The 26,818-nt window shown below is 41.9% G+C and carries 20 protein-coding genes and 1 riboswitch; of the genes, 3 read left to right on the top strand and 17 right to left on the bottom strand.

Annotated elements, in window-relative coordinates:
* Window positions 1-236: 236 nt before the first annotated feature.
* Both BQ4305_RS11230 and BQ4305_RS11225 read left to right on the top strand, forming a co-directional pair.
* Window positions 237-1,856 carry an ABC-F family ATP-binding cassette domain-containing protein gene (locus tag BQ4305_RS11230; protein WP_110927861.1) on the top strand — a complete coding sequence of 540 codons (1,620 nt, stop codon included), beginning with the start codon at window positions 237-239 and terminating at the stop codon, window positions 1,854-1,856.
* A gap of 281 nt (window positions 1,857-2,137) precedes the next feature.
* The gene (locus tag BQ4305_RS11225) at window positions 2,138-2,404 is read left to right on the top strand and encodes a hypothetical protein (protein ID WP_110927860.1); all 267 of its coding nucleotides are present in this window, start codon (window positions 2,138-2,140) and stop codon (window positions 2,402-2,404) included.
* Between the two features lie 81 nt (window positions 2,405-2,485).
* Here BQ4305_RS11225 and BQ4305_RS11220 read toward each other — a convergent pair whose 3' ends face one another.
* On the bottom strand, window positions 2,486-3,271 hold the full coding sequence (locus BQ4305_RS11220) for a glucose-1-dehydrogenase (protein WP_110927859.1): 786 nt from the start codon (window positions 3,269-3,271) through the stop codon (window positions 2,486-2,488).
* Window positions 3,272-3,287: 16 nt separating this feature from the next.
* Window positions 3,288-4,151 carry a GRP family sugar transporter gene (locus BQ4305_RS11215; RefSeq protein WP_110927858.1) on the bottom strand — a complete coding sequence of 288 codons (864 nt, stop codon included), beginning with the start codon at window positions 4,149-4,151 and terminating at the stop codon, window positions 3,288-3,290.
* A gap of 253 nt (window positions 4,152-4,404) precedes the next feature.
* Here BQ4305_RS11215 and BQ4305_RS11210 point away from each other — a divergent pair, with 253 nt between their 5' ends.
* Window positions 4,405-4,947: a biotin transporter BioY gene (locus BQ4305_RS11210; RefSeq protein WP_110928021.1), complete on the top strand. Its 543-nt coding sequence runs from the start codon at window positions 4,405-4,407 to the stop codon at window positions 4,945-4,947.
* Between the two features lie 342 nt (window positions 4,948-5,289).
* Here the strand turns inward: BQ4305_RS11210 and BQ4305_RS11200 are convergent, their stop codons facing one another.
* The 15 genes from BQ4305_RS11200 to ku all read right to left on the bottom strand — a co-directional run bounded on the left by BQ4305_RS11200 (window position 5,290) and on the right by ku (window position 26,759).
* A complete protein-coding gene (locus tag BQ4305_RS11200) occupies window positions 5,290-5,688 on the bottom strand; it encodes a spore coat protein (RefSeq protein ID WP_234396933.1) in 399 nt (132 codons plus the stop codon).
* A 196-nt stretch (window positions 5,689-5,884) separates the two neighbouring features.
* Entirely contained in the window at window positions 5,885-6,481 is a 597-nt protein-coding gene (locus BQ4305_RS11195; RefSeq protein WP_234396932.1) for a cell wall hydrolase, read from the bottom strand.
* Between the two features lie 110 nt (window positions 6,482-6,591).
* Window positions 6,592-6,993 (bottom strand): secondary thiamine-phosphate synthase enzyme YjbQ, encoded by a 402-nt coding sequence (locus BQ4305_RS11190; RefSeq protein ID WP_110927856.1) that lies wholly within the window; start codon window positions 6,991-6,993, stop codon window positions 6,592-6,594.
* 148 nt (window positions 6,994-7,141) lie between these two features.
* Entirely contained in the window at window positions 7,142-9,016 is a 1,875-nt protein-coding gene (locus BQ4305_RS11185; protein WP_110927855.1) for a PTS fructose transporter subunit IIABC, read from the bottom strand.
* Window positions 9,016-9,939, bottom strand: coding sequence for a 1-phosphofructokinase (gene pfkB / locus BQ4305_RS11180; RefSeq protein WP_110927854.1), 924 nt, complete (start codon window positions 9,937-9,939; stop codon window positions 9,016-9,018). The genes BQ4305_RS11185 and pfkB overlap by 1 nt, the downstream gene beginning before the upstream one ends.
* Window positions 9,936-10,688, bottom strand: coding sequence for a DeoR/GlpR family DNA-binding transcription regulator (locus tag BQ4305_RS11175; protein ID WP_110927853.1), 753 nt, complete (start codon window positions 10,686-10,688; stop codon window positions 9,936-9,938). The genes pfkB and BQ4305_RS11175 overlap by 4 nt, the downstream gene beginning before the upstream one ends.
* A gap of 712 nt (window positions 10,689-11,400) precedes the next feature.
* Window positions 11,401-12,759 carry an IS1182 family transposase gene (locus BQ4305_RS11165; RefSeq protein WP_110927851.1) on the bottom strand — a complete coding sequence of 453 codons (1,359 nt, stop codon included), beginning with the start codon at window positions 12,757-12,759 and terminating at the stop codon, window positions 11,401-11,403.
* Window positions 12,760-13,041: 282 nt separating this feature from the next.
* Entirely contained in the window at window positions 13,042-14,304 is a 1,263-nt protein-coding gene (gene odhB / locus BQ4305_RS11160) for a 2-oxoglutarate dehydrogenase complex dihydrolipoyllysine-residue succinyltransferase (protein WP_110927850.1), read from the bottom strand.
* 1 nt (window position 14,305) lies between these two features.
* Complete coding sequence (locus BQ4305_RS11155; protein ID WP_110927849.1) at window positions 14,306-17,161, bottom strand: 2-oxoglutarate dehydrogenase E1 component; 2,856 nt, start codon at window positions 17,159-17,161, stop codon at window positions 14,306-14,308.
* Window positions 17,162-17,498: 337 nt separating this feature from the next.
* Window positions 17,499-18,287, bottom strand: coding sequence for a DODA-type extradiol aromatic ring-opening family dioxygenase (locus BQ4305_RS11150; RefSeq protein ID WP_199880651.1), 789 nt, complete (start codon window positions 18,285-18,287; stop codon window positions 17,499-17,501).
* A 50-nt stretch (window positions 18,288-18,337) separates the two neighbouring features.
* Window positions 18,338-19,090 carry a polysaccharide deacetylase family protein gene (locus tag BQ4305_RS11145; protein ID WP_110927847.1) on the bottom strand — a complete coding sequence of 251 codons (753 nt, stop codon included), beginning with the start codon at window positions 19,088-19,090 and terminating at the stop codon, window positions 18,338-18,340.
* A 300-nt stretch (window positions 19,091-19,390) separates the two neighbouring features.
* Window positions 19,391-22,840 carry a methionine synthase gene (metH, locus tag BQ4305_RS11140; RefSeq protein WP_110927846.1) on the bottom strand — a complete coding sequence of 1,150 codons (3,450 nt, stop codon included), beginning with the start codon at window positions 22,838-22,840 and terminating at the stop codon, window positions 19,391-19,393.
* On the bottom strand, window positions 22,833-24,677 hold the full coding sequence (locus BQ4305_RS11135; RefSeq protein WP_110927845.1) for a bifunctional homocysteine S-methyltransferase/methylenetetrahydrofolate reductase: 1,845 nt from the start codon (window positions 24,675-24,677) through the stop codon (window positions 22,833-22,835). Before BQ4305_RS11135 ends, metH begins: the two co-directional genes overlap by 8 nt.
* 85 nt (window positions 24,678-24,762) lie before the next feature.
* Window positions 24,763-24,868, bottom strand: a riboswitch (SAM riboswitch).
* A gap of 83 nt (window positions 24,869-24,951) precedes the next feature.
* Window positions 24,952-25,596: an MOSC domain-containing protein gene (locus BQ4305_RS11130; RefSeq protein WP_110927844.1), complete on the bottom strand. Its 645-nt coding sequence runs from the start codon at window positions 25,594-25,596 to the stop codon at window positions 24,952-24,954.
* A 320-nt stretch (window positions 25,597-25,916) separates the two neighbouring features.
* Entirely contained in the window at window positions 25,917-26,759 is an 843-nt protein-coding gene (gene ku / locus BQ4305_RS11125) for a non-homologous end joining protein Ku (protein WP_110927843.1), read from the bottom strand.
* Between the last annotated feature and the right edge of the window lie 59 nt (window positions 26,760-26,818).

The following is a 26,818-nucleotide window of genomic DNA, read 5'->3' as shown; positions in this document are numbered from 1 at the left end:
CTGCTCAATTCAGAGAACCGGTTCAGAAGGAAAAGGAAGAAAGAGGTAATCTTCAGTTCGGAAGGTTTTGTTTTTAGAATTTGGATCAAGGAAATGGTGCAGACTGATGATCACTATCATCACTATCGGCTTTTTCGTCTGTATGACTGGAAAGAGTAAATGAGAAAACGAATTTCCAGTAATGGTTATTCCATGATATAATCTTAAGGATATTCGCATTGGAGGAATGTTTATAAATGATTACTGTTAATAATGTTGGTTTGCGTTTTGGCGGACGCAAACTTTTTGAAGAGGTTAATATTAAGTTCACCCCAGGCAATTGCTACGGTTTAATCGGCGCAAATGGTGCTGGAAAATCAACATTTCTTAAAATTCTGGCTGGAGAGATAGAGCCTCAAGCCGGGGATGTTCATATGGGGCCGGGAGAAAGACTGGCGGTATTAAAACAAGACCATTTTGCCTATGAAGATGAAGAAGTCTTAAAAGTTGTCATCATGGGGCATGAAAGATTATACCAAGTTATGCAGGAAAAAGACGCCATTTATATGAAAGAAAACTTTTCTGATGAAGATGGCATGAAAGCTGCTGAACTTGAAGGTGAATTTGCTGATATGAACGGCTGGGAAGCGGAATCAGAAGCTGCTATCCTATTAAAAGGCCTTGGAATCGAAGAAGAACTGCACACCAAGAAGATGGCTGAGTTGACCGGTGGAGATAAAGTAAAAGTACTTTTGGCACAGGCATTATTCGGGCAGCCAGATGTACTGCTTCTTGACGAACCTACCAACCATCTGGATTTGAAAGCTATTCAATGGCTGGAAGATTTCCTGATCAACTTTGAAAATACAGTTATCGTCGTTTCACATGATCGTTATTTCCTTAATAAAGTGTGTACACATATCGCCGATTTAGACTTTGGAAAAATTAAGATATATGTCGGCAATTATGACTTCTGGTATGAATCCAGCCAGCTTGCTCTTAAAATGGCACAAGATGCAAACAAGAAAAAGGAAGAAAAAATTAAAGAGCTTCAGGCTTTCGTTGCACGGTTCAGTGCCAACGCTTCAAAATCAAGTCAGGCGACATCCCGGAAGAAACTTCTGGATAAAATTACACTGGATGATATTCAGCCTTCATCCCGCCGCTATCCTTATGTTGCTTTCTCACCTGAACGTGAAATAGGAAATGACCTATTAAGGGTAGAGGGTTTATCTAAAACAATTGATGGTGTCAAAGTACTGGATAATATCAGCTTTGTAATGAACAAAGACGATAAAATCGCTCTGGTGGGCAATAATGAAATCGCTAAAACTGCCTTATTCAAAATCCTTGCCGGGGAAATGGAACCGGACAGCGGTTCTTTCAAATGGGGCGTAACTACCTCACAGGCCTATTTTCCTAAAGATAACGCAGAGTATTTTGAAGGATCAGACCTTTCCTTGGTTGATTGGCTTCGTCAATTCTCACCGAACGACCAAACCGAGAATTTCCTTCGCGGATTCTTGGGCAGAATGCTTTTCTCTGGAGATGAAGTACTGAAAAAAGCCAGTGTCCTGTCAGGAGGAGAAAAAGTTCGCTGCATGCTTTCAAAAATGATGCTGAGCGGTTCAAATGTTCTTATGCTGGATGAGCCTACCTCTCACCTAGATTTGGAATCTATCACTGCCCTGAACAATGGGTTAATGGCCTTCAAAGGTTCCATCATCTTTGCTTCTCACGATCACCAATTTATACAGACCATTGCCAACCGTATCATAGAAATCACTCCAAACGGTATGGTTGATAAGCAAATGACGTATGATGAATATCTTGAAAACCAAGACTTGCAAAAGCAAATAGCTGATATGTATAAGTAAAGAAAAAAATTGAACATGTTCTAAAACATCCAATTTCTCTTCTGAGAAATTGGATGTTTTTTGCTTTACTGCCTGCCTTGATTTCTGTTTCAGAAGCGTTCTTCGTGTAGAGTTCCCATCCGTTCAGTTAGATTCTTGCCCGATTCTAAAAACTTCTTCTGCCCTAGCTGCTTTTAGTTTTTATTTTTTAAATATTCTACCGAGTTTGCTTATACAATATATTCTGCTGCTGAATAAGATAAGCAGTAATTAGTTATATTGAAAAGGATGGGAGGCACGCTATGAAGAATACATGCATTCAACAACTATTTGATGATGCGGGATTTCCCTTCCTCTATGAGAAATTTCACTACCAAATTTATGTGACAGGACTGTTTGATGAACCTAAGAATTCTTACTATTTAGAACGTTTTTTATCTCATTTTCATTTTAATGAGACGGAACCTCTGTTATTTGATGAGTTTTCCTTATATTACAAGGCATTTCATTATTCACAGCAGAAAAAGTATTTAACTGGCCTTTTGGATCAAGACGGGGAGGATCTTTAGAGACTCCCTTTTCTTTATCGATTGATCTGCAGCTCCGATTATCACGTTCTCTCTTTTAAGAACTCATCCACACCTGAAAAATCACCCTTTCCCTGCCTGGAATCCTGGATATTTGGTCATCCCGCCGTCGGGATAGATAGTATTCCCCGTGACATAACTTGATTCATCAGAAGCAAGCCATACTGCACAGGCAGCCACTTGCTCGGGCTTTCCTATATAACCCATTGGTATTAATTCTTCGACGCCTTTTTTTGCAGCTGGATCATTGAATTTCTCAGCGTTTATGGGTGTATCTATAGCTCCTGGAGAGATATTATTGATCCGTATTCCTTTTGATGCATACTCTAATGCCAATGTTTCCGATAATAGTTTGACACCGCCTTTACTGGCAGCATAATGGGCAAAATGAGGCCAAGGAATTCTGTCATGTACAGATGACATATTGATAACGGCCCCTTTTATTTCATTCTTCAGCATGTATTTGATAGCTTCCCTGCTTCCTAAAAAGATTCCCGTCAAGTTAACATCCATAACTTTATTCCAATCTTCAAGCGACAATTCTTCACTGGGGACTTCATTTTCAATCCCGGCATTATTTATCATAATGTCGACCGAGCCAAAGGTATCTGCCGCCTTTTGAATCAAAGACTTTATTTCTTCTTCCTTTGTTACATCTGCTTGAACCGCAATGGCTTGACCGCCGCTTTTCTTAATTGTTTCTATTATCTCCTGATATGGCTGGTTATCAGAATGATAACTGACTACAACTTTAGCCTTTTCCTGTCCAAACCTTTCAGCAATTGCCTTGCCAAGCCCTGTTGCCGCTCCCGTAATAATCACGGTTTTATCTTTTAAATCTCTATACATGATTGTTCTCTCCTTATTAATTATTTGTCTTTGTATAGCCCAGCAGGATCCCGCCTAATATGACAAAGGCACAGCCGATAGAAATAAAAATAATTTGTTTCTTGGATTTTTTTTCACCTAAAAAGAAAATGCCGCCTAATGTAGAAATGATGATTCCGGTTTGTGATAATGCGAAAGCTACAGCTACCCCTACACGAGGATTGGCAAGCAGCAATCCGATATTACCGGATGCCCACATAACCCCGGCCAAAAGGTTGCGAAATGTATATTTATTAAATGGGCTGTGTCTTAGTCCCATAACAATCGAACAGATTGTCATTCCTGCGGCCTGAGGCAAAATAGCTGACCATCCATCAATATCAAACCACCGGACAATGATGACATATAAAACAAAGCCCGCTGTTGACAATAACAAGACAGCAAAACCTTTTTTCGGATTCTTTGTCTCATTTTCACCGTCCTTTCCTTTCCCTGCATTTGTCAGCAATACACCGGTAATGATAGAGGCAACAGCCAATAGACCGACTATAATTGTAACCGAATCCGTCCATTCCTTAAAAACAAGCACACCAAAAGCTGTCGTTCCCAATAGCTGCAGCCCCGTAGATATAGGTACGGTTTTAGATACTCCTAAATATTTAATGCTTTTAAACTGATTGGCCTGACCGAGCGCCCAGCCAATTCCGGAAATAATTCCTATAAGCCAAACAAATGCTGTTAATTCCGGCGGATTAATGAAAAACATGACCACTGCAAACAGCAGCGCTCCCGCAGATATACCTAACGTCTGGCTGTACGGAGATCCTCCTAATTTTTCACTTACTAAAACCAGGCTTCCCCATGCCAGTGCAGGAAATAAAGCATATAAAATACCTTCCATAACAAAACCCTTCTCTCTCTGTCGACTTTATCTTTGCTGTTGAAGCTTTTGGTATATTAATTCCCTAACTAAATTGCTTGAAACCACGCAAAAATTCCCATGCTTTTTCTCTTTAGGTTAAAAGCAGTTTATTCTCCTAATGATATTGACAAACGAGAAACAGAATTTTACAATCTATATATGTCAACTAATACATAATATAGGTTAACAAAAGGAGATGAAGTAATTGAAACAGACTCATGAAAGATTACGAATGTTAATTATTATTGCCCTATTTGCAGCCATTATCGGCATCTTAGCTCAAATCACGATTCCTCTTCCTCTCGTTCCGATTACCGGACAAACCCTTGCCATCGGCTTGGCCGCCACAATTCTAGGTTCCAGACATGGCACAGCGGCAGCTGCTTTATATTTAGTGATTGGTGCAGCGGGAATTCCAGTCTTTGCCGGGATGACAGGAGGCATCTCCAAAATATTCGGTCCAACTGGCGGATTTTTGCTCTCGTATATTCCTGCCGTCTTTATTACTGGACTCATATTAGAAAAAACGAAATTTTCTTTCGGCTGGGCAGTTGCAGCAAACATTGTCGGAATGTTCATCACGCTAATTATAGGAACCGTTTGGCTGAAATATATTTCAGCCATTACTTGGACAGCTGCTCTTGCCGGCGGTTTTACTCCATTTATAATTGTAGGAATTCTAAAAGCTCTACTGGCTTCTTGGATTGGGGTCATCGTTCGCTCCCGTCTTGCTGCTGCCCGGCTCCTGCCAAAGAAGGCCAGCTTTTCAGGATGAATAAAGTAAAAGAGACTGGGACATAACTAAAATGTTCATTACTAAATATGAATATTAAGGGTTTAAAAAGTTCTTTTATAGAAAAAAATCCGAACTATTCAACATTCTTATTATCGAATGATGAATCTCAGTTCGGATTTTTCTTTGGCTGAAATCTTTTGTCTCAGCCTCTTTTCTTACTTATGCTGTGTTGATTTCTGTTTCAGAGATGCTTTTCGAATAAAAGGACGAGCCTGTATGTCAGTGAAAAATGGCGGATTGCCAACAAAAAAACCTGCTGCCGGATATAAATATCCATACAGCAGGCGATAATCTTTATGCCTCTCTGTTTTCCTTCTTGTTTTATAGATCCTGGTTATAATCGTCCCTTCCGTGCCCCCCATAACCCGGATTTCCGCCATATCCTCCCTGCTGCTGGCCTACCCCGTAACCTGGATAATGCTGAAATGAGCCTTGAGGAGCACCAAACCCTGATCCTGGATAATAATTCCCCGGCTGCCCGTAAAAGCCCCCGCTATAGCCTGGCTGGCCACCATAATAACCGCCATATCCATGAAAGCCTCCATACGGATAATGTCCTCCGCTAAAACCATAACCAGGGAATCCCCCGCTGTGTCCATACTGTCCGCCGTAGCCTGGAAAGCCTCCAAAACCTGGCTGAAAATAGTTTCCGCCATAGGAAGGCTGATTCCACATACCGCCAAAACCGGATGGGTGGTTTGGCCTCATATATTCATTCATGATAATCACTCCTCCGCATAGCTTACAGTTAAAACTATGCTTTCTTATTGAAAAACATAACAATACAGCCGTGATCTGCAGGCAAAAAAAAAAGAAGCCTCAGCCTCTTTTTTGGTTCCTTATAATGAAATATCAACAATCAGAAAATAAGATATAAAAAAATTAACCAGACCCCCGGCAAAAATCACCCTATTTGTCAAATGGCAAAATGATGTCCTCCAATGATTTCGATTACCTTCCGGGTTTTCATCCATTCACTGTCGGAAATACTTGGATTCCAAAAATAAAGAGCATCACTAGCGTATCCATGTATGGCTAACGCTTCATTCACGGCTTTTTTAGCTTCTTTCCCTGCCGGTCTTCTGATGCTCCCATCATCTACCGGTGAAAATTGTCTTTTCTGATAGATCACCTGTGGTACAGTATCCGGGAAATGCTGATCTTCTATTCTATTGAGTATAACGGATGCCACGTTAACTTTGCCGCGGTACGGCTCCCCTTTTGCTTCGGCATGAACAAGCCTCGCAAGCAGTTCCTTGTCACTCGGTTTTATACTCTCCGGTATAATCAATCGATCTCCCGGCTCAGCTGCATTATTTTTATTTTTATTGACTTTTTTTAAATCCTTTATTTGCACACCATATTCTTTAGCTACATCCCAAAGAGTCTCCCCTTGCTTAACTACATGTTTTCTTTCTTTAGCCGATGCATGCTGCATCCCTCCAGGTAATAAGCCGCCTGCCAGGATGATGGTCAGTATGGATATCAATGGAAATATTGTTTTCATTTTCATTTGTACCTCCTTTTCTGAGCACCAGTAAAGGATAACAAATGTAAAGTGGTATTTCAGTGATAAATTATTTCCAAGGAAATCCAGTTATTTTTTGTTAAAAAAGAACAGATTTATCCTTCTGTTATTTTGATGAAAAATTGACGTTCTCTTGGACCATCAAATTCGCAAAAATAGATCCCCTGCCATGTACCTAACACAAGTGCACCCTGATGAATGATTAACTGCTGGGACGAACCTACAGTGCTGGACTTTAAGTGGGCAGCCGTATTTCCCTCTGCATGCAGGTCTTTTACATGATTCCAAGGATACAGTTCATCAAGCCTGCGCAGCATGTCTCTTTTCACATCTGGGTCAGCATTTTCATTAATCGTGATTCCCGCTGTCGTATGAAGACAGTACACGAGTACAGTGCCTTCAGTGATTTGTTGCTCCTGAATAAACCGTTCTACTTCATTTGTCACATCAATTAATTCATCGCGCTTCTCTGTTTTTAGCATCACTTTTTTTACCATTTGTACATCTCCTTTTTACTATCCTTTACCCGGAAACGAGGCACAGCATACCTATACTCAACCATTATCAGTTTGAAATATAAATATCAGTTTGAAATATAAAAAAGGTGTCTGCGTAAGACACCTTTTAGGGAAAACAAAACTTTCGTCAGTATTTCTTCTTTTTCCACACTCCCAGCAGAACCGCTGTAATCAGAGCGCCTGCCAAAATGGAAACAAGGTATACAATTGGATGATTGACGAGGGCAATAACGAAAAGTCCCCCATGCGGAGCCGGCAGGGTTACTCCGAAGGCCATTGTCAGAGCACCTGCAGTTGCTGCCCCAATCACGCTGCTGACGATAACCCGAAGAGGGTCTGCCGCTGCAAACGGGATCGCCCCTTCTGTAATGAATGAAGCACCGAGAAAATAATTAGTGAAGCCAGATTTCCGCTCCATTTCCGTAAATTTTGACTTGAAAAAGGTAGCGGCAAGAGCAATCCCAAGCGGAGGAACCATCCCCCCGGCCATAACGGCGGCATGCGGTCCAAAACTATGAGCTTCAATCGCTGCAATTCCGAAAGTAAATGCCGCTTTATTGAGCGGACCTCCCATATCTACCGCCATCATTCCTGCCAAAACAATTCCCAGCAAGATTGCGTTTGTGCCGGAAAGTCCATTCAGCCACCCAGTTAAACCTTTGTTTATTGCTGTGACTGGCTCGTTAATAACGAAAAGCATTATGAAACCTGTTATTAATATTCCAAAAACAGGATATAAAAGCACGGGCTTTATCCCTTCAAGCGTTTGCGGCAGGAACTGAAACAGCTTTTTCAACAGGACGACAATGTATCCTGCAAGAAATCCGGCGATTAAACCGCCGAGAAATCCGGCTCCTGCCTGTGCGGCCAGTAAACCGCCTACCATCCCAGGGGCAAAACCAGGCCGGTCTGCAATACTGCTCGCTATGAACCCTGCCAAAACAGGCACGAGGAAGAAGAAAGCCCCCATCTTATCTCCCCCGATATCATTAAGGGCTTTTGCAATTGGGTTGAAACTTTCATGTTCAGGCTTAGCTGCGTCGATTCCGAAGAAAAAGGACAGGGCAATCAATATTCCGCCGCCTACGACAAACGGCAGCATATTACTTACTCCGTTCATTAAATGTCTGTAAAAGCCCGCCCCTCCCATTTTCGATTCAGAGCATGTACTTTTTTCTTTCCTGTCCTTTGTTTTAAAGATTGGAGCATCTTGTGCGGCTGCTCTTTTCAGCAGTTCTTCAGGCTTTCTGATGGCCTGTGCAACCGGAACAATGATAACAGGTTTTCCGGCAAAACGGTCCATCTCTACTTGTTTGTCAGCTGCTACAATCACTGCTGCTGCTTTTTCGATATCTTCTGCTGTCAGAGCATTTTTTATCCCGGTTGATCCGTTCGTTTCGACCTTCAAATCGATTTCCATTTCTTTTGCTTTTGCCTTCAATGCATCTGCAGCCATATACGTGTGGGCAATGCCGGTCGGGCATGCCGTGACAGCCAGGATTTTGATTTGATCTTCGCCCGAACTGTCCTGCTGCTTTTCATCTATTTCATTTTCTTTCTGATCAATGATGGAAATAATCTCTTCAGAAGCTTTGGCCTGTAAAAGTTTCTCCCTGAAAGACATATCCATCAAAAAGGAAGAAAGCCTTGAGAGCGTTTCCAGATGAACGTCATTTGCTCCCTCGCTTGCCGCAATCATGAAAAACATATGGGCCGGCTGACCATCTAGCGACCCATAGTCAATCCCATTTAAGGAACGGCCAAAACAAATAGACGGGACCTTGACGGCAGAAGACTTGGCATGGGGAATGGCGATTCCTTCTCCAATCCCTGTAGTACTTTGATCTTCTCTTGAGAGTATCGCTTTTTTAAATTCATTCCGGTCGTTCAGCCTGCCTGCATGCGCTAATTTTTCAGCAAGCTCCTCAATCACTTCCGCCTTTGATTGAGCCTGTAAGTCCAAAATAATCGTATCTGTTCTGAGCAAATCAGTAATCTTCATTACACGCCTCCTTCTAGCTTTATCACCTTAATCTCTGGTAATAGTGCTTCCATTTTTTCTTTTGTGCCTAAATCCTCTGAAAAGGCAGTCGCACTGCCTGCTGCTATTCCATTTCTGAACGCCTGTACAAGATTGCCATATTCCAAAAAAGATCCTATAAAGCCGGCTACCATTGAATCTCCTGCACCAACAGAATTCATAACTTTTCCTGCCGGAACGGTACCTGTATAGACAGCATCTTTTGTACAAAGCACTGCCCCGTCTCCCGCCATTGATACAATTACATGCTCCGCACCCATTTCTGCAAGTTTTCTTCCATAGTGGGCTGCCTCCGAGATATTTGTAATCTTTATACCGAACAGCTCACCTAACTCATGATGATTCGGTTTTATTAAAAATGGTTTGAATGGCACCGTCTTAAGCAAGGCTTCCCCGCTGCAGTCCACAGCCACTTTAATCCCCCTCTTTCCGCATGCCGCTGTGAACGTTTCATACACATGATCCGGCAAAGTAGCCGGGATGCTTCCTGATAGAATAAGGGCATCACCAGGTTCAATTCGTTCAATCTGTTCTTTCAGCGATTGAAAGGCAGCTTCAGATATTTTCGGTCCTCCGGCATTGATTTCCGTCTCTGACTCACTTTTAAGTTTTATATTAATTCTTGTATTTTCTTCGACCTCTATAAAGCTCGTATAAATTTGTTCATTTTCCAGGCACTCTTTTAGATACCTGCCTGTAAAACCTCCAAGGAAACCGAGTGCTGTAGAAGGCTGCCCCAAACGTATAAGCACTCTGGATACATTAATTCCTTTCCCGCCTGGGAACGTCGCTTCACGTGTAGAGCGGTTTAATTCATTTATTTTTAAAGAATCCACCATGACTACGTAGTCTATTGAGGGATTCAATGTAACAGTATAAATCACGCAATCAGCACCTTTACTCGAGGATTATTTTTTAATAGGGATAATGCTTCCTGATCCAAATCATCCGTCAAAATCATGGCATCGCTTACATCAGCAACTTTAGCAAATGCTGCCTCGTTCAATTTTGAACTGTCTGCCAGAATGAATGCTTCATTGGATAATTCAATGGCTGTTTTTTTTAGGATGGCTTCTTCAGGGTCTGGAGTAGTAAATCCTAATTCCGGATGGACCCCATTCATTCCAAGAAAACATTTGTCCAACCGATAATTCTGCAAAAATTGGAGAGCTGTCGTACCTGTAACAGCGTGCGTAGATCTCTTAATCTTACCGCCAATAATCACGGTATCAATGCCGAATTCTGACAGCAACCTTAAATGCATAATTCCATTCGTCAGAACCGTAACTTCCTTCCCCGCTAAAAAAGGAATCATTTCCAGAGTAGTAGTTCCGGCATCTAAGTAGATACCATCTTTTCTTTTTATAAAAGAGGCGGCCAGCTCTGCAATCTTTTTCTTTTCAGACAAAGCTATATTCTCTTTTTCATGAATCGTAGGCTCCAGTCCTTTTCTTCGTAAAAGAGCAGCACCGCCGCGCACTCGTTTTAGCGCTTTCATTTCTTCCAATTGAATGAGATCGCGCCGGATTGTTGACTCGGAAGCATGTGTTTCTTCTGTTAACTCTTGAAGTTTTACAGTTTCTTTCCTTTTTAACATAGCTAAGATGATTTGATGCCTCTCTTCCGTCAGCAAACCCTCACCCTTCTCCTGTTGGTAAATTCATAATAAACAAAAAATACAAATAAATCAATCAAAAAAATTCATAATCTATCAAAATCAGTCAAGATTTCAATCAAATTCAATCAAAATTTGATTGATTTTAACGATAAAAAGAACTCCCGATTTTTCGGAAGTTCTTTTTTCAAGCATGGTTTTCTTTCTGGGAAACTAAAACGGCAGCCTTTGAAAAAGAGTAATAGTTATTACTAATGCAGATAAAGTTAATACAGACAGTAATGTGATCATTTTCCGCCAGTTTATCTCATTTGAAGATTTCACAGCCTCTTTAGACACAAAAATTGATACTGCCATCAAAATTATCATTATGATGAACATAACTTCTTTAGTCACTTTGACACCTCCGTTATTTATAAGAATCTCCAGACCTCTATCGTAAATTTTATTAACCTAATTGTATCATAAATGCCTAAATTTTGTAATAAATTTCCTTTTATAAGAAACCAGTAAAATGATGATATATTGCCGAAATTTCTTGAGCTTCCAAACATGCAGAAGATTCGTATCGATAAACAGACAACAAAAAAAGAGATGCAAAATGCATCTCTCAGATTGTCGACAAAAGGCCTTCAGAATGGTCTCATTCTGAAGGCCTTTTGTCTTTTTGAGATTTTTTTAGGTATTTTATAGTCTGATTTAAAGTAAAATACTCTTCGAGTATTCTATTTTAGATCATAGCCGAAGCTTGCCATGTCCAATTGGCAAGTTTCTTTAAGTTCATGGCAGCAAAAGTAAGCATCGCCTGCATGGACAATTTTTTAATCCCTCGAAGGGTTGTCCATCGCATACCATGCTTTTCTTTCGCATCCGCAAAGACACGTTCAATCGTTTCTTTACGTCTTGCATATATTTGTTTGATATCGTTTTGATGACGAAGATGATCTGCTTCCTCCACATACTGCGCCCAAATATGACGTTCAATAATTTTTCTGTGATCCTTACTATTTGTACATTGAGCTAGTAAAGGACAATTTGCACATTGAACTGGGTTCGACTTGTATTGGCGTTTGCCTTCTTTGGTGGTAGTTGAATATTTTAGAACCTGTCCTTCCGGACATAGGTAGCAATCATAGTACTCGTCATATACATAATCGTGCTTGCGTAAAAACCCATCTTTCGTTTTGGGTCTTGTATAAGGAAGTGCTGGTTGAATCTCATGTTCAAATAAGAATTTAGTAATCGCAGGAGTTTTATAAGCAGCATCTGCAGCAACAGCAAGTGGCTTCTTCACTTTTTCCATAACCTTTTCAACAAGTGGCTGAAGCATATGACTATCATGAACATTTCCAGGTGTCACAATCGCCCCAAGTATAAACCCATACCGGTCCGCAGCCGCATGGAATGAATAAGCAAACTGTTTCGTTCTTTCATCTTTTACATAATAGCCACTTTCAGGATCTGTTGTACTCTCTTTAATCTCCTTAACTTCTTCTTTTTCAAATTTATCTGGTGGGAATGGTTTCTTCCCATGATCAACTCGATCTTGATTCAATTCTTCTTGAAGTTTAGCTTCATATGCCCGAGTCTCTTTACGAACTATCTTCTTTTCGAATTTACGTTTATTCGCGCTTGCTTTAACATGTGTTGAATCGATGAAGACATGGTCAGCACTTAGTAGTCCTTTATCTGCAATTTCTTTAAGAATTCGATAGAAAATCTGTTCAAAGATATCAGTATCTTGGAAACGACGTTCATAATTTTTACCGAAGGTGGAAAAGTGCGGTACTTCTGAATGAAATCCAAACCCTAAAAACCAGCGATAGGCCATATTCGTTTCAATTTCTCTTATGGTTTGACGCATTGAACGAATTCCAAATACATATTGAATAAATGTCATTTTAATTAATACGACTGGATCAACGCTAGGTCGACCTAGTGTTGAATACAGTGATTCAACTAGTGGATAGATGAAAGAAAAATCAATAGCTGATTCAAGCTTTCTGACCAGATGATCCTGTGGTACAAGTTGTTCTATTGTAATCATTTCAATTTGATCACGTTCACTTATTTGATTTCTCGACATCATATCCATTCACCTCAGACATTTATTTAGAAGGAGTTGATTGTAGAGTAGGCGGCGACTCCTGCGGGAAAAGCGTGAAGGCCGATACCCCACAGGAGCAAAGCGACGAGGAGGATTGGGCCACGCCCGCGGAAAGCGTCCGCCGAAACGAAAATCAACTAACACTATTTTAAAAACTATTACTATTATTTTAAAAGAAAAAAGACTGTAGGCAAACTCGAAATTTCGAGTTTGTCTACAGTCTGAGAGATGCAAAATGCATCTCTTTTTTTAATTTTATTAATATCATCCTTGAAGCAATAGTTGCTCTGGATCTTCCAGCATATCTTTAATGGCAACCAAAAATCCTACCGCTTCTTTACCATCGACGATGCGGTGATCGTAAGATAAAGCCAAATACATCATTGGACGATTTTCAATCTTGTCGCCAACTGCAATTGGGCGGGTTTTGATTGTATGCATTCCGAGAATACCGACTTGAGGAGCATTTAGGATTGGTGTTGATAATAATGAACCAAATGTTCCGCCGTTTGTGATCGTGAAAGTACCGCCAGTAAGATCAGAAAGACCCAATTTATTATTACGGGCTTTTACAGCCAAATCAGCAATATCCTTTTCGATTTCTGCAAAGCTCTTTCTGTCTGCATCTCTTACAACCGGCACTACCAAACCTTCGTCTGTAGAAACGGCTACACCGATATCATAGAAATTCTTTTTCAGAATATGGTCGCCTTTAATTTCTGCATTCAATAAAGGATACTTTTTAAGCGCGCCGATTACTGCTTTTGTAAAGAATGACATGAATCCAAGCTTCACATCGAAGTTTTTAATGAAGGCTTCTTTATGGCGGGAACGCAATTGCATAACTGCTGAAAGATCGACTTCATTGAACGTAGTAAGCATTGCTGCTTCATGCTGAACTTCTACAAGACGCTTCGCAATTGTTTGGCGTCTGCGGGACATTTTAATTACTTCAATCCGATCATCGTTCACTTCTGGAGCTGCTGCTTTTTTCGGAGCAGAAGCAGCAGGCGCCGCTGGAGCAGCAGATGGCTGCGGAGCATTGCCGGCAGCTTCAACGTCCTGAACACGCACACGTCCAAGAGGATCGACTGTCTGAACTTGAGTCAGATCAATTCCTTTTTCTCTTGCAAGCTTTCTTGCTGCTGGAGATGCGATAACAGACTGTCCGCCGGCAGCTTTCTCTTCTTGAGCCTTTGGTGCTTCCTGCGCTGCTGGAGCAGCAGGTTCAGACTGAGCTGGTTCATTTTTTTCTTCTTTAGCAGTATTGCTTGCTGCTGGAGCAGCAGATCCGGACTCGTCCACAACAGCGACAGCCTGACCTACCTGAACGGTATCCCCTTCTTCAGCCAATTGATCAGTAAGAGTGCCTGCAAAGTCAGAGATAATTTCAACGTTTACTTTATCTGTTTCTAATTCTAGAAGATAATCGCCTTTCTCAACGCGGTCACCCGGCTGTTTTAGCCACTGGGCAATTGCACCTTCGGTAATTGATTCTGCTAATTCAGGAACTTTAACTTCTGCCATATTATTTTTCCCCTCCGTTACTGCGTGTAAGTGCTTCCGTGATAATACGCTGCTGCTCTTTCTTATGAACCAATGGATCTCCCTCAGCCGGACTTGAACGGCGTTTCCGTCCGATATATCCTACCTTGCTGATTCCTTTAGGTGCTGCAGCATTCAATCGTGGCTCAACAAAAGTCCAGGCGCCCATGTTTTTAGGCTCTTCCTGTACCCATACAATTTCTTTGACATTTGAATATTTTTGGAACGCTTCTTTAATGTCTTCGAATGGGAACGGGTAGAGTTCTTCTAAACTGATAATTTGAAGCCATTCATTATTTTCCTCTGCTGCTGCTTTATCCCTTAATTCAACAGCCAATTTACCAGTTGCCAAAACAATACGTTCTACTTTTTTCTTATCTTTGGCCATGGTCTCGGTCTCGATGAATGTCCGGAATGATCCCTCACTGAATTCCTTAGGTGAAGATGCCATTACTTGGTTCCGAAGCATGCTCTTAGGCGTCATGATGACAAGAGGACGCACTTCTTCCATCTCAAGTATTTTAGCCTGGCGTCTTAAAATATGGAAATATTGAGCCGCTGAACTTAAGTTCGCAACTGTCCAGTTATTTTCTGCAGCCAGCTGCAAGAATCTTTCAAATCTCGCACTTGAATGTTCAGGTCCCTGTCCTTCATATCCATGCGGCAAGAGCATAATCAATCCTGATTTTTGTCCCCATTTTGCTCTACCGGCAGCAATGAACTGATCAAAGATTACCTGTGCAGTGTTTGCAAAATCACCGAATTGCGCTTCCCAAAGCACCAAAGTTTCCGGAGCATAGACGTTATATCCATATTCGAATGCAAGTACAGACGTTTCAGTCAGCGGGCTGTTATGGACAGCAAATGAAGCTTTAGCAGATTCCAGTGTGTGCAATGGTGAATATGTATTGCCGTTTACACTGTCATGCAGAACAATATTACGCTGAGCGAACGTTCCGCGTTCTGAATCCTGGCCTGTCAATCTGATTGGCGTACCTTCTGTAATGATAGAAGCAAATGCCAATGTCTCTGCATGAGCCCAGTCCACTTTCCCGTTTTCCCCAAAAGAATCCAATCGCCGTGACAAAATTTTACCAAGCTTCTTGTTCGGAGTGAATCCATCTGGCCATTTTACAAGCTGCTCATTAATTTCCTTCAGCTGGCCGATTTCCACAGAAGTATCCAGTTTAGGAAGACCTTTTGAAACAGAATTAGGAGGATCCAATTCTACCGCTTCTTCTGGTTTATTTCCGGAAACTTTATTATAAGCATCCATAAGTTTTGCATTTGCCTGATCAGAAGCCGCTTTAATCGCCTCTTCGCTCAAAGCGCCCTGCTCACTTAATTTCGCTGCATACAGTTCTTTTACAGTCGGATGTTTATGCACAAGCGCATACATTTCCGGCTGCGTAACTAGCGGTTCGTCCATTTCGTTGTGGCCAAACCTTCTGTAGCCGATTAAATCGATCAAGAAATCCTTTTTATATTTTTCACGGTATTCATTTGCCAGTTTTACAGCGGCCAAACAAGCTTCTGGATCATCCGCATTGACATGGACAATTGGCACTTCAAAACCTTTTGCCAAGTCACTTGCATACAATGTCGAACGGGAGTCCTTGCTCTCTGTTGTAAAACCGATCGTATTATTGGCGATGATATGTATCGCACCGCCTACTTGATAACCGCGCAAACGGCTTAAGTTGAATGTTTCAGGTACAACGCCTTCTCCAGGGAATGCCGCATCGCCATGAATAAGAATAGCTAATGATTTGGATACATCCTGCTTTGGATATCCCTTTTCAGTACGGTCTTCCTGTGCTGCACGAGAGTAACCTTCAGCGATAGGACCGACAACTTCCAAGTGGCTTGGATTGTTCGCCAAAGTGACCCTTGCACTCTGTGTGTTTTCTTTCTTGATCTGCTTGTCAAGACCTAAATGATACTTCACATCACCTGTCCAGCCATACGTAACGCCAACAGACCCCTCTGAAGGCACCAAGTCTTTGTTTGGTGAGTGCTGAAACTCTGAAAAAATCATTTCATAAGGCTTTCCGAGAACATGTGCCAAAACATTCAGGCGTCCGCGGTGAGCCATTGCAATATTCACATTGGTGGTTCCGTTCTGAACCGTTTGTGAAATCATTTCATCAAGCATTGGAACAAGAGTATCCAGACCTTCAATGGAAAAACGCTTTTGCCCCACAAAAGTCCTGTGAAGGAATTTCTCGAAACCTTCTACCTCGCTTAAACGCTTAAGCAAATGCTCTTGTTTTTCCTTGGTAATCGCAGGGAACATGCTTCCTGTTTCAACCATGTCAGTAAGCCATTGTTTTTCCTCATGATCATTAACATGCTGAAATTCAAAGGCTATTGTCTTCGTATAAAGTTGTTTCAAATATTCAACAGCTTCATATCCATCCTTGACATCAGACGGAGACTGTGGAGCGATGAAATCCGCCGGAATTTTTCGTAAATCTTCTTCTGTCAGTCCATATTTTTCGATTTGAAGCTGCTCACTGTTCAAAACATGGTCCTTCAAAGGATAGATGTCTGCTGCTAAATGTCCATATGTTCTGATGTTTTCCGATAGCTTTACAGCTGCCGTAATCTTTTTCATGGATAAGCCGCTGCCGACGTGTTCCATTTGTACAGCTGCCTGACTCACCGTTCCCCCATCTTGCCTAGGAGCACCCGCTGTTTCAAAAAAACTGCGGAGTTCGGTATCTTCTACCGCTTCCGGGTTAGATTGAAAAAGCTCGTACTGCTCCATGACATACCCAAGGTTCGGACCAGAAAAAACTTTCCATGGATCGTATGCCAAAGCATCCTTGTTGGCCATTTTGTAAACCCCCAAATTTATCTCAGTATTTTCACCCGTTTTACCCATATCCCCAAATTTTCTTCGTTTGACCAGACTTCGTATAATCTATTAAATTATTTGTCAATGAATTATGAATTTTAAAAGGATAAAACGTTTTCAGATGTATATTAACACGTTTTTCGGTAAATTTCCAAAGGTAAAAATGAAAGAAAACCCTTTTCCGCACCCTACTTTCTGTCTAATTCGTCAAAATTCTCTTTTACATAGGTTTTTCGCTCACTTAAACCAGATAATAAAATAAACATTTTTAGTTAAAAAATTTATCCTGCTTTCATTTTTTTGAGAGGGCTTACACCTACATCTCCCAAGCAGCCAGACTTAGATTCCCGTATTGAAAGGAACGATGCAGTAGTCTCGGACTCTTACGTGCATGGCCAGTGCCCATGGCTATAATCAGCGGAATAAAATGCTCCTTTTCTGGCACTGCTTCAGCCGCAAAAGGTCCATGCTTCTCATAGTCAGCGAGGCTCTCCAAATCCCATTTCATGATTTTCTCATGGACCCAATCTTCAAATTGAAAAGCCCAGCCTTCACTGACATTCATATCAAATTGAAATTGGTTCCTGTTGCAAACAATTTCTCCGCTTGAAATAATCAGGATATTTTTTTCTCTTAGTATGCTTAATACCTTGCCTATTTCATATTGTTTTCTCATAGACAGATCCGGATTGATGGATATGGAAACAACAGGAACGTCATTTTCTGGATACATCAGCTCTAAGGGCACCCATGCACCATGATCCATCTTGTACGATTCGTCAAAATTTGCGAGCATCCCAATTTGCGATAAAAGGGTAAGGAGATGATCAGACAGTTCCAGACACCCTTTTGCCGGATAGTTCATTCTGTACAGTTCGTCCGGAAATCCAGCAAAATCAAATAGGATTCCATGTTCCTTCACTGCTGATACAGCAGGTTCGTTTTTTAAATAATGCGCCGAAATCATCAAGATCGCCTTCGGCTTTTGCATTGCTGCCGCATATTCCTGCAACATTTTTGTATATTCATTGCCATTTGTAGCAAGCAGCGGTGTTCCGTGTGAAATAAACAAAGAGGGCATCATGAGTTCGAGAATCCTTTCCAAAATGATCTCTTCCTTCGCCCTCTCTCCCGGACCATTCCAAAACTCCATTATTATTTAAACTGGATTTTGGGTGTATCCCGGTCAAGGACGCCGAAAGAATAGCCCTGGCTCTCTAGTGATTCTATCAGGGAAGGCAATGCTTTGACCGTATTCTTCATACTGTTAATATCATGCAGAAGAATGACACAGCGATCCATTCCTCTAGCACCTGTCAATACATTTCGAATGATTTCATCCGCACTTGTATTTGGACTGAATCCATCTTGAGAATCAACATGCCAGTCAAAATAAGTATAGCCTTTTTCGTTCAAAGAGTGCAGGATATTTTCAAATACCGGTCTTTTTGCAGCTGTGTTGCTCAGCATATTATTGCTTCCCCCCGGCAGACGCACAATCTTGCTGTGAATGCCATATCGATCAGCGAGAAACGATTCAAGCCTGTTCAGGTCCTGGAAGAAGGATTCCTTTGACCGATAGACTATGGAATAATCATGGGTATAAGAATGAAGGGCAACGACATGTCCCTGATTAACCATTTCTTTATAAGCCCGTTTGGCATAGGGCTCTTCATTTGCCTTAACAAAAAAAGTTGCTTTCACTTTATACTGATCCAATATAGTCAGGATCGACTGTGTATTAAGGGAAGGGCCGTCGTCGAATGTCAAATAGGCAATTTTTTCTTTCTCTTTCGCTTGGATCAATGGTTCTAACTCATCAGCCGTTTCGGCTTCGGCAGTTTTGTTACCTGCCGCCAAAACGCAAAACATAATCAAGAAAGCAAATAAGGTCTTTTTCTTTAACAACTGTAAGCCACCCTCTTTTTTAGCTTAGCGTATGTCAATGCTGTTTTTTCATTCAGAAAGTACTTCGGCGGTTTTGCTTTCCCTGTGAGAGGCCGCTTAAAGGCTCTTCCCTAAAATAAATAAGAGTTGTGACAGTAGTCAGTAAGCAAGTTTTTATCTGTTGAAACTCTCGGCGGCTGGCTGATGAAAAATCTGTGCAAGGCTGCAAATTAAAAGTCAATTTTTACAGATCTGATGATGTCCTTTACTCATGCCAAACGGACAAAAAGGAATTTGAATCTCCTTTTTGTCCGAACCCTGTTAAATAGAGCCGATATTAAAATATCTCGCTTCCGGATGCGCAAACACGATGGCGGAAACAGAGGCCTCCGGTTCCATCATAAATCCTTCAGTCAGCTTTATGCCGATATCATCCGGTTTTAAAAGGTTAAATAATTTTTGTTGATCCTCCAGATTCGGGCAGGCTGGATATCCAAAAGAAAATCTTTGGCCGATATACTTGGCTGCAAATCTCTCTTTCATCGTCATATCTACCGGATCGCCTATTCCCTGGGCATCTCTCATCATATGATGCACTCTTTCCGCAAACGCCTCAGCTGTTTCAAGTGCAAGTGACTGGATGGCATGACTTTTAAGAAAATCCCCTTCTTGTTTCAGATTTCTCGCCCATTCTCTTATCCCTTTGCCTGCCGTAACGGTAAAGAAGCCAACATAATCCATCGTACCGGAAGATACAGGCTGAAGATAATCAGCAAGACATAAATGCTGACCGCCTGATTGGCGGGGAAATTCAAATGTTTCGAGTGATTTTCGGCCGTTTTCCGGATGGTATACAATTATTTTGTCTCCCTCACTCTGAGCCGGAAAAAATTGATACACACCATCAAGAGAATATGACGGTTCTTTTTTCAAAAAGTCGGTTAGGCTGTCAATCAAAGCATTCAGCTCAACAGCACGTCTGTCACCTTGCTTCAGAAGCTCCGCAACCTTTCCCTTTAATCCTAAATGATGGCCAATCAGCATCTGCCTGTTCATATAGGGCTGGACAAAGTCAAAGGGATAGTCTTTTAATACATGCCGTTTCAGGTCTGCCGGGACCTTTACCGGGGCTTTACTGACTGGAGCGGCCCGTACGATCTTCCTTTCAGGCTTTCTCATCGCTGCAGCAGCCGCTGCATTGCTCTTTGCCTTGTCTCGTTTTTCTTCTATTTCCTTCAGGAAACCAGCCTTTTTATCTGAATCATGGAGGATATTCGTTACAGACAGACCATCCATGGCATCTTTTGAATAAAGGACCGGGCCATCATATTCAGAAGCAATTTTAAAGTCTGTGAACTTCCTTGATAAGGCTGCCCCCCCTACTAAAATAGGAACCTTTATCCCCGCCTGCTTTAGGTCTTGAGCCGTTATTACCATCTGCTGGGCAGATTTCACCAAAAGTCCCGAAAGTCCTATAACACTCGGTGCACACCGCCGTACCTCTTCGATGATTTGCTGCGGCGATACCTTAATTCCTAAATCAATCACATCATAACCGTTATTGGAAAGAATGATTTCCACAAGATTTTTTCCGATATCATGCACATCCCCTTTTACAGTGGCAAGCAGCACCTTTCCTTTTTTCCTGCTGGTTTCTCCTGATTCCATAAAGGGCTCCAAATAGTTCACTGCTGCTTTCATGGCTTCTGCACTTTGCAAAACTTCAGCAACAATCAACTGATTGTCATTAAATAGCCGCCCAACCTCTGACATGCCCTCCATCAAAGGGCCGTTGATAATAGCAAACGGTTCATCTCCCCGCTCTACAGAAAGCTTTAGGTCCTCTGTCAGCCCCTGTTTAGTCCCGTCAATGATGTACCGGGCAAGTCTTTCTTCAAGAGGGAGAACAGCTATATTTTGCTTTTTCTCTGTTTTTTTCCCTCTGTAATATTCCGTAAAAGCATCCAGCGATTCTTTAGTAGTATGGAATAGAAGCTCTTCCGCTAATTGAATTTCATCTTCAGGAATGGAGGCAAAACGCTCCAGCTTTTCAGTATTGACAATTGCATAATCCAGTCCGGCTTTTGTACAGTGGTAGAGAAAGACCGCATTCAATATCTCTCTCCCACGCGGCGGAAGACCAAAAGATACATTTGAAATTCCAAGAATGGTTAAGCATTCAGGGAATTCCTCTTTTATAGCCTGTATTCCTTTTACCGTTTCAAGAGCAGAACCAAGGTATTGCTCATCTCCAGTGCCAACCGGAAAAACGAGCGGATCAAAAATCAGGTCGTTTTTCGAAATACCCTGATTGACCAGCAGGCTGACTGACCGCCTGGCAATTTCCAGTTTTCTTTCTGCTGTGATAGCCATCCCTTTCTCATCTATTGTTCCGACCACGACTGCTGCTCCGTATTGGCGAATATAAGGCAGCACTTTATGGAATCTTTCTTCCCCGTCTTCCAAATTGACAGAGTTTATGATTACTTTCCCCTGTGTACGTTTCAATGCTTCTTCCAGCACTTCTTCATCTGTTGTATCGATTACAAGCGGCACTTTTACTTTCTTAACGGTTTCTGTTACAAATTCTTTCATATTCCCTAATTCATCATCATCTGGATCGGCCAGACAGATATCGATAACATGTGCTCCGTTTTTCACCTGCTCCCTGGCAACTTCGGCAGCCTCTTCGAATTTTTTCGCCTGTATTAATTCTCTAAATTTACGGGAACCTATTACATTTGTTCTTTCTCCAACAAATAAGGGTCTCATTGTTTCATCATAGATTATTGAATCAATGCCTGATATGGCATGGCCATGGGCCTGATTCGGGATCTGGCGAGGCCTTATATCTTTTGTAAGACGGGAAAGTTCTTTTATATGTCCTGGGGTAGTCCCGCAGCAACCGCCAATGATATTCACCCACCCTTTTTCAGCGAATTGTTTCATTTTTTCAGCAAGGGTATCAGGGGATTCATGATAATGACCTTCTTCGTCCGGAAGACCTGCATTCGGGTAGCAGCTGACACCGCGGTCAGCAAGCTGGGCCAATGTTCGGATATGATCTGCCATAAATTCCGGGCCTGTTGCACAGTTCAGACCGACTGCAATTGGGTTCATGTGTTCACAGGACAAGTAGAAGGCATCAATTGCCTGGCCTGCCAAGGTTGTACCCATCGGCTCAATGGTTCCGGAAATGATGAGGGGAACTTCTCGTCCGGCTGTAGAGAAGGCTGCCTTGATTCCTGCAAAGGCGGCTTTGACATTCAGCATATCCTGACAGGTTTCAAGCATTAACAAATCAACGCCCCCGTCAAGCAAACCGGCTGCCTGAATGGAATAAGACTCCTGCAAACTATCAAAAGTCGTACCGCCCGTCACGGACAAAGTTTTTGTTGTAGGTCCCATAGAGCCTGCAGCATATCTCGGCCAGTCTGCACAAGAGTACTTCTCACATGCAGACTTGGCCAGCTGCGCGGCTTCTTTATTTATTTGGTAGGCCAGGTGTCCTGATTGATATTCTTCCAGCACGATACTTGTTGCACCAAAAGTATTCGTTTCAATGATGTCCGCTCCGGCTTCCAGATATTTTTCATGTATAGAGGAAATGAGATCAGGCCGCGTAATGGTCAAATATTCATTACAGCCCTCGAATTGTTCTCCTCCAAAGTCGTCAGCAGATAGGTTTTCTGCCTGCAGCATTGTGCCCATTGCCCCATCGATTAATAATATTTTTTTCTTCATTTGGTCCTGTATCAAAGGTTTATTCATAAGCCCCCACCTCAGTTTCATGCCTTTTGTCTGCTGCTTTAATATATCGAGTCAGTTCAGCGGTCATCTCATATCTGAGAAAAGGTGTAATCAAGTAGATTCCGTTAAATTTCTCCCTTATCGCATCAATCAATTCCATGGCAATCCTCAATCCCTCTTCCTTCGCTTTAACAGGGTTGTTTCCAGCTGCTGCCATCGCCTTTCTTATAGAATCAGGCAATTTAATCCCCGGCACTTCATTATGGATAAATTCCGCATTATTGGTGCTGGTTAAAGGCATAACCCCAATAAATATGGGGGCTTTAATATGTTTCGTTGCCATATAAACTTCCTCTGCCTGTTCTAAAGAGAAGATAGGCTGAGTCAGAAAGGAATGGGCGCCGCAAGAGATCTTTTTCTCCATTCGAATCACTGCCTTGTCCAAATGCCTCACATTTGGGTTAAATGCGGCCGCAATATTAAAATTGGTTTTTCCGCCCAGACTTTGTCCCGAGTAAGAAACCCCTTTGTTAAACTGGCTGACAAGACTTATTAAATCAAACGAGGATAAATCGTATACAGATGTTGCACCCGGAAAATCCCCGATTTTTGAAGGATCCCCCGTAACCACCAGAATCTCATGAAGTCCCATTGTCTGAAGGCCCATCAAGTGGGACTGGATCCCGATTAAGTTCCGGTCCCTGCAAGTGACATGGATCATCGGATTCATTCCATACTGGTTTTTTAAAATAGAACCAAGCGCTGAATTCGAAATTCGGGGAGAGGCAAGCGAATTATCCGCCAATGTAATGGTATCTGCACCTGATTGCTTTAAAGATGCGGCTCCCTTTAAAAATTGTTCAATTCCAAGCTTCTTAGGCGGGTCCAGCTCAACAAGAATCGTCCTTTTTGTTTTTGCTTTCTCATATAATGCAGGCTGGCTTTCCTGTCTTTCTGCCAATGCTTCCACCCGCGGTACTTTGATTTCCTTTTCCAAAACCGGTTCAAGTCCTGCAACCGCATCCTTTATGGCTTCAATATGAAGCGGTGAAGTCCCGCAGCAGCCGCCTATAATGGAGGCACCCTGCTTTCGGAGCTGAAGGGCTGCAGAATGAAAATATTCTGGAACAGCCTTATAGACAAGTCTTCCGTCTTCAAAGTCCGGGAGGCTTGCATTTGGATATGCCGAGATGGCTGCATACTTCAGGAGCGGAACGGTTTCCAGCGCCCTTATCATATGATGCGGTCCAAGCCGGCAATTCAGCCCAACTGCATCAGCCCCCAATTCCTCCAATTTTTTAAAAGCTTCTGGCAAAGGAGTGCCGTCTTGTAAATTGCCGATCTCATGAAGCGAGACATTTGCCATGATGGGCAGCTCTGTTTCTTTCCGGGCAATATGCAGGACCGTTTCCAGCTCTTCGAGATCATAATATGTCTCAAGCACGATCCCTTCCGGCTCCTCAAGAAGAAGGCTGTATAATTGTTCACGAAAACCTCTTTTGATTTCACTCAACGTTAAATCCGATTTCCGAAAACTTCTGACAGCTCCAATCGTACCAAAAACAAACGCTCTCCCCGCTGCTGCCTTTTTAGCTAATTGGACGCCAGTTCGATTAAATCGGCTTACTTCATCTTCAAGTCCATAACGCTTCAGTTTAAAGAAATTGGCGCCGTATGTATTAGTCTGAATAAGATCAGCTCCTGCTTCTGCATAGGCATAATGAATATTCAGCACCTGATCAGGGGAACTCACATTCAATTCCTCATAACATCGGTCTATACCATTAGCATAAAGCATGGTTCCTATAGCTCCGTCTCCTGTAATAACTCTTGTCTTTACCGCTTCTTTAAAGGTCAAAATCTTCTAACGCCTCCTTTAGACACTTTTTTACATTTTAAAAAAAGAAAAGCCTTCTATGAGAGAAGGCTTTTCAACAAAATTCCCCTCATCTTTCAAGCGCATGCTTGCTGGATTTAGCACCTTAGCTTTTTGCAAAGCCGGTTGCTGAGGTTTCACAGGGCCAGTCCCTCCGCCTCTCTGGATAAGTATGAAACTATTCGATTTAATTTTCTGAATTTTATTTTAATTCATATTCCGTACAAATATCAAGTGCTATTTTAATTCTTTTACTCTAGATCCCCAACTGCCTCTCCTTCAACTTTTCCAGCTTCTTTTTCCATTCATCTGCAAGCGAGGAAACAGACAGCACTGACTCTATCCCCTGTATCCCATCCATGCCATTCAATAAGACATGTGTGGCATAAAAAACACTGACAGAGTTTTCGCTTCGCTCAAGAAGGAGAGGCTGATCGCCCTCTCTAATCTGCCCCTCTTCTAAGACTCTGGCAAAATAACCGCAAAAACCAGTCTCTTTTACATTTCTCAGAAAGTCCTTTTCCGCATTGAACATGGAAATCGTCGCACACGGTACCCTGCCCTGAGTAATTTGAATGACAGTTTCTCCGATTTTCAGAATATCTCCAATATACATATCTTTTTCTGTCATTCCCCGTACGGTCAAGTTCTCTCCAAAAGCCGGGAGCGGAAGTTTTTTTGAATATGTATTTTCCCAATACGGATAATGTTCATATGGATAAAAGCAAATGACCCGGTCCTTCCCCCCATGATGTTTCTTATTGCCTACATCATCACCTTCCAGTCTTTCAAATCTGACTGTAACGGATTCTATTTTTTGTTTATCCATAGCTGTATTGATCTGCATACCCATATAATTCCGGATTTGCGGCCTCCCAATTTGCAGTGAAACGATTTCCATCTGACATCTTCTCCTTTGTACAATGTACTAACATTATACTAAATTCCATCTATTGAGTAAGAATAATTAGAATAGAATTAATTGTGTAACAATCACTGTATGAAAAAAGTGAAAAGAAGTTGATGCCAAATAATTATCTATGATAATATGATTATACAATATATGGTCGAATAATTATCTCAATCGCCTATATGTTGATTATCACGATTGATTTCCTCATTTATCCGTTCATCTGGAACGGTTTTTTTTATCGTTTTCAGGCCTTTTCACCTATGCGATCCGCAAAAAAACTGCCGGTAGGACCGGCAGCTCGCAATAGACTATGCTTCCTTCTTTTTCGTTTCTGCTTTTTTTCTCGGCGCTCTCTTTTTTACTGGTTTTTTTTCCGGCTTTGTCCGGTCGATTGATGCCTGCAGTGCGGCCATTAGATCGGTCACATTGTCTGCAGCCTTCGCTTTTGGCTTGGCAGCAACTAAGTTTTCCCCCGCTTTTTTCGATTCAATCAGTTCAATAAGTGCACTCCTATACTCATCCTGGTATTTTTCAGGCTCAAACGATGCGGTCAGCTGGTCGATCAGCATGATCGCCGTAGTCAATTCTTTTTCAGAGACCTGGTCAGCCGCGGGAATATTAGGAACATCTTCTGCCGCCCTTACCTCATCGGGATAATGGATCGTTTCCATTAACAGAAGATTTTGGACTGTCCTGATGACGGCCATCTGTTCCTTCGACCGAATCATGATTTTGGCGATTCCGACTTTTTGGGATTCTTCCAGTGCCTTCCTTAATAGGGAATAAGCTTTTGTTCCCCCTTCATTAGGAGACATGTAATAGCTTCTGTTGAAATAAATCGGATCGATGTCCTCTATTTTGACAAAATCAACAATTTCGACAGCTCTGTCTTCTGTTTTCTTCTTCAGCTGTTCTAGCTCCTCGTCTTCAATGACGACAAACTTCCCTTTGGTATATTCAAATGCCCGGACAATATCGTCTTTCCCTACTTCTTTTTCACACACGGGACATACTTTTTCATATTTAATCGGAGAATGACATTCTTTATGAAGGGTCCTTAATGAAATGTCTTTATCCTCCGTTGCGGCATGAAGCTTGATTGGTATATTCACAAGACCAAAACTTATACTGCCTTTCCACATTGTATGCACAAAATCACCCTCTTTTTAAATTTGGGCCTGTCATTAGTATTCCCCGTCATCAAAAAGCA

It is taken from the genome of Bacillus massiliglaciei, assembly GCF_900098925.1.
Taxonomy (GTDB): Bacteria; Bacillota; Bacilli; order Bacillales; family DSM-1321; genus Peribacillus; species Peribacillus massiliglaciei.
The sequence above is the reverse complement of the archived record's forward strand: the minus strand, read 5'-3'. Positions and strand labels throughout refer to the sequence as shown.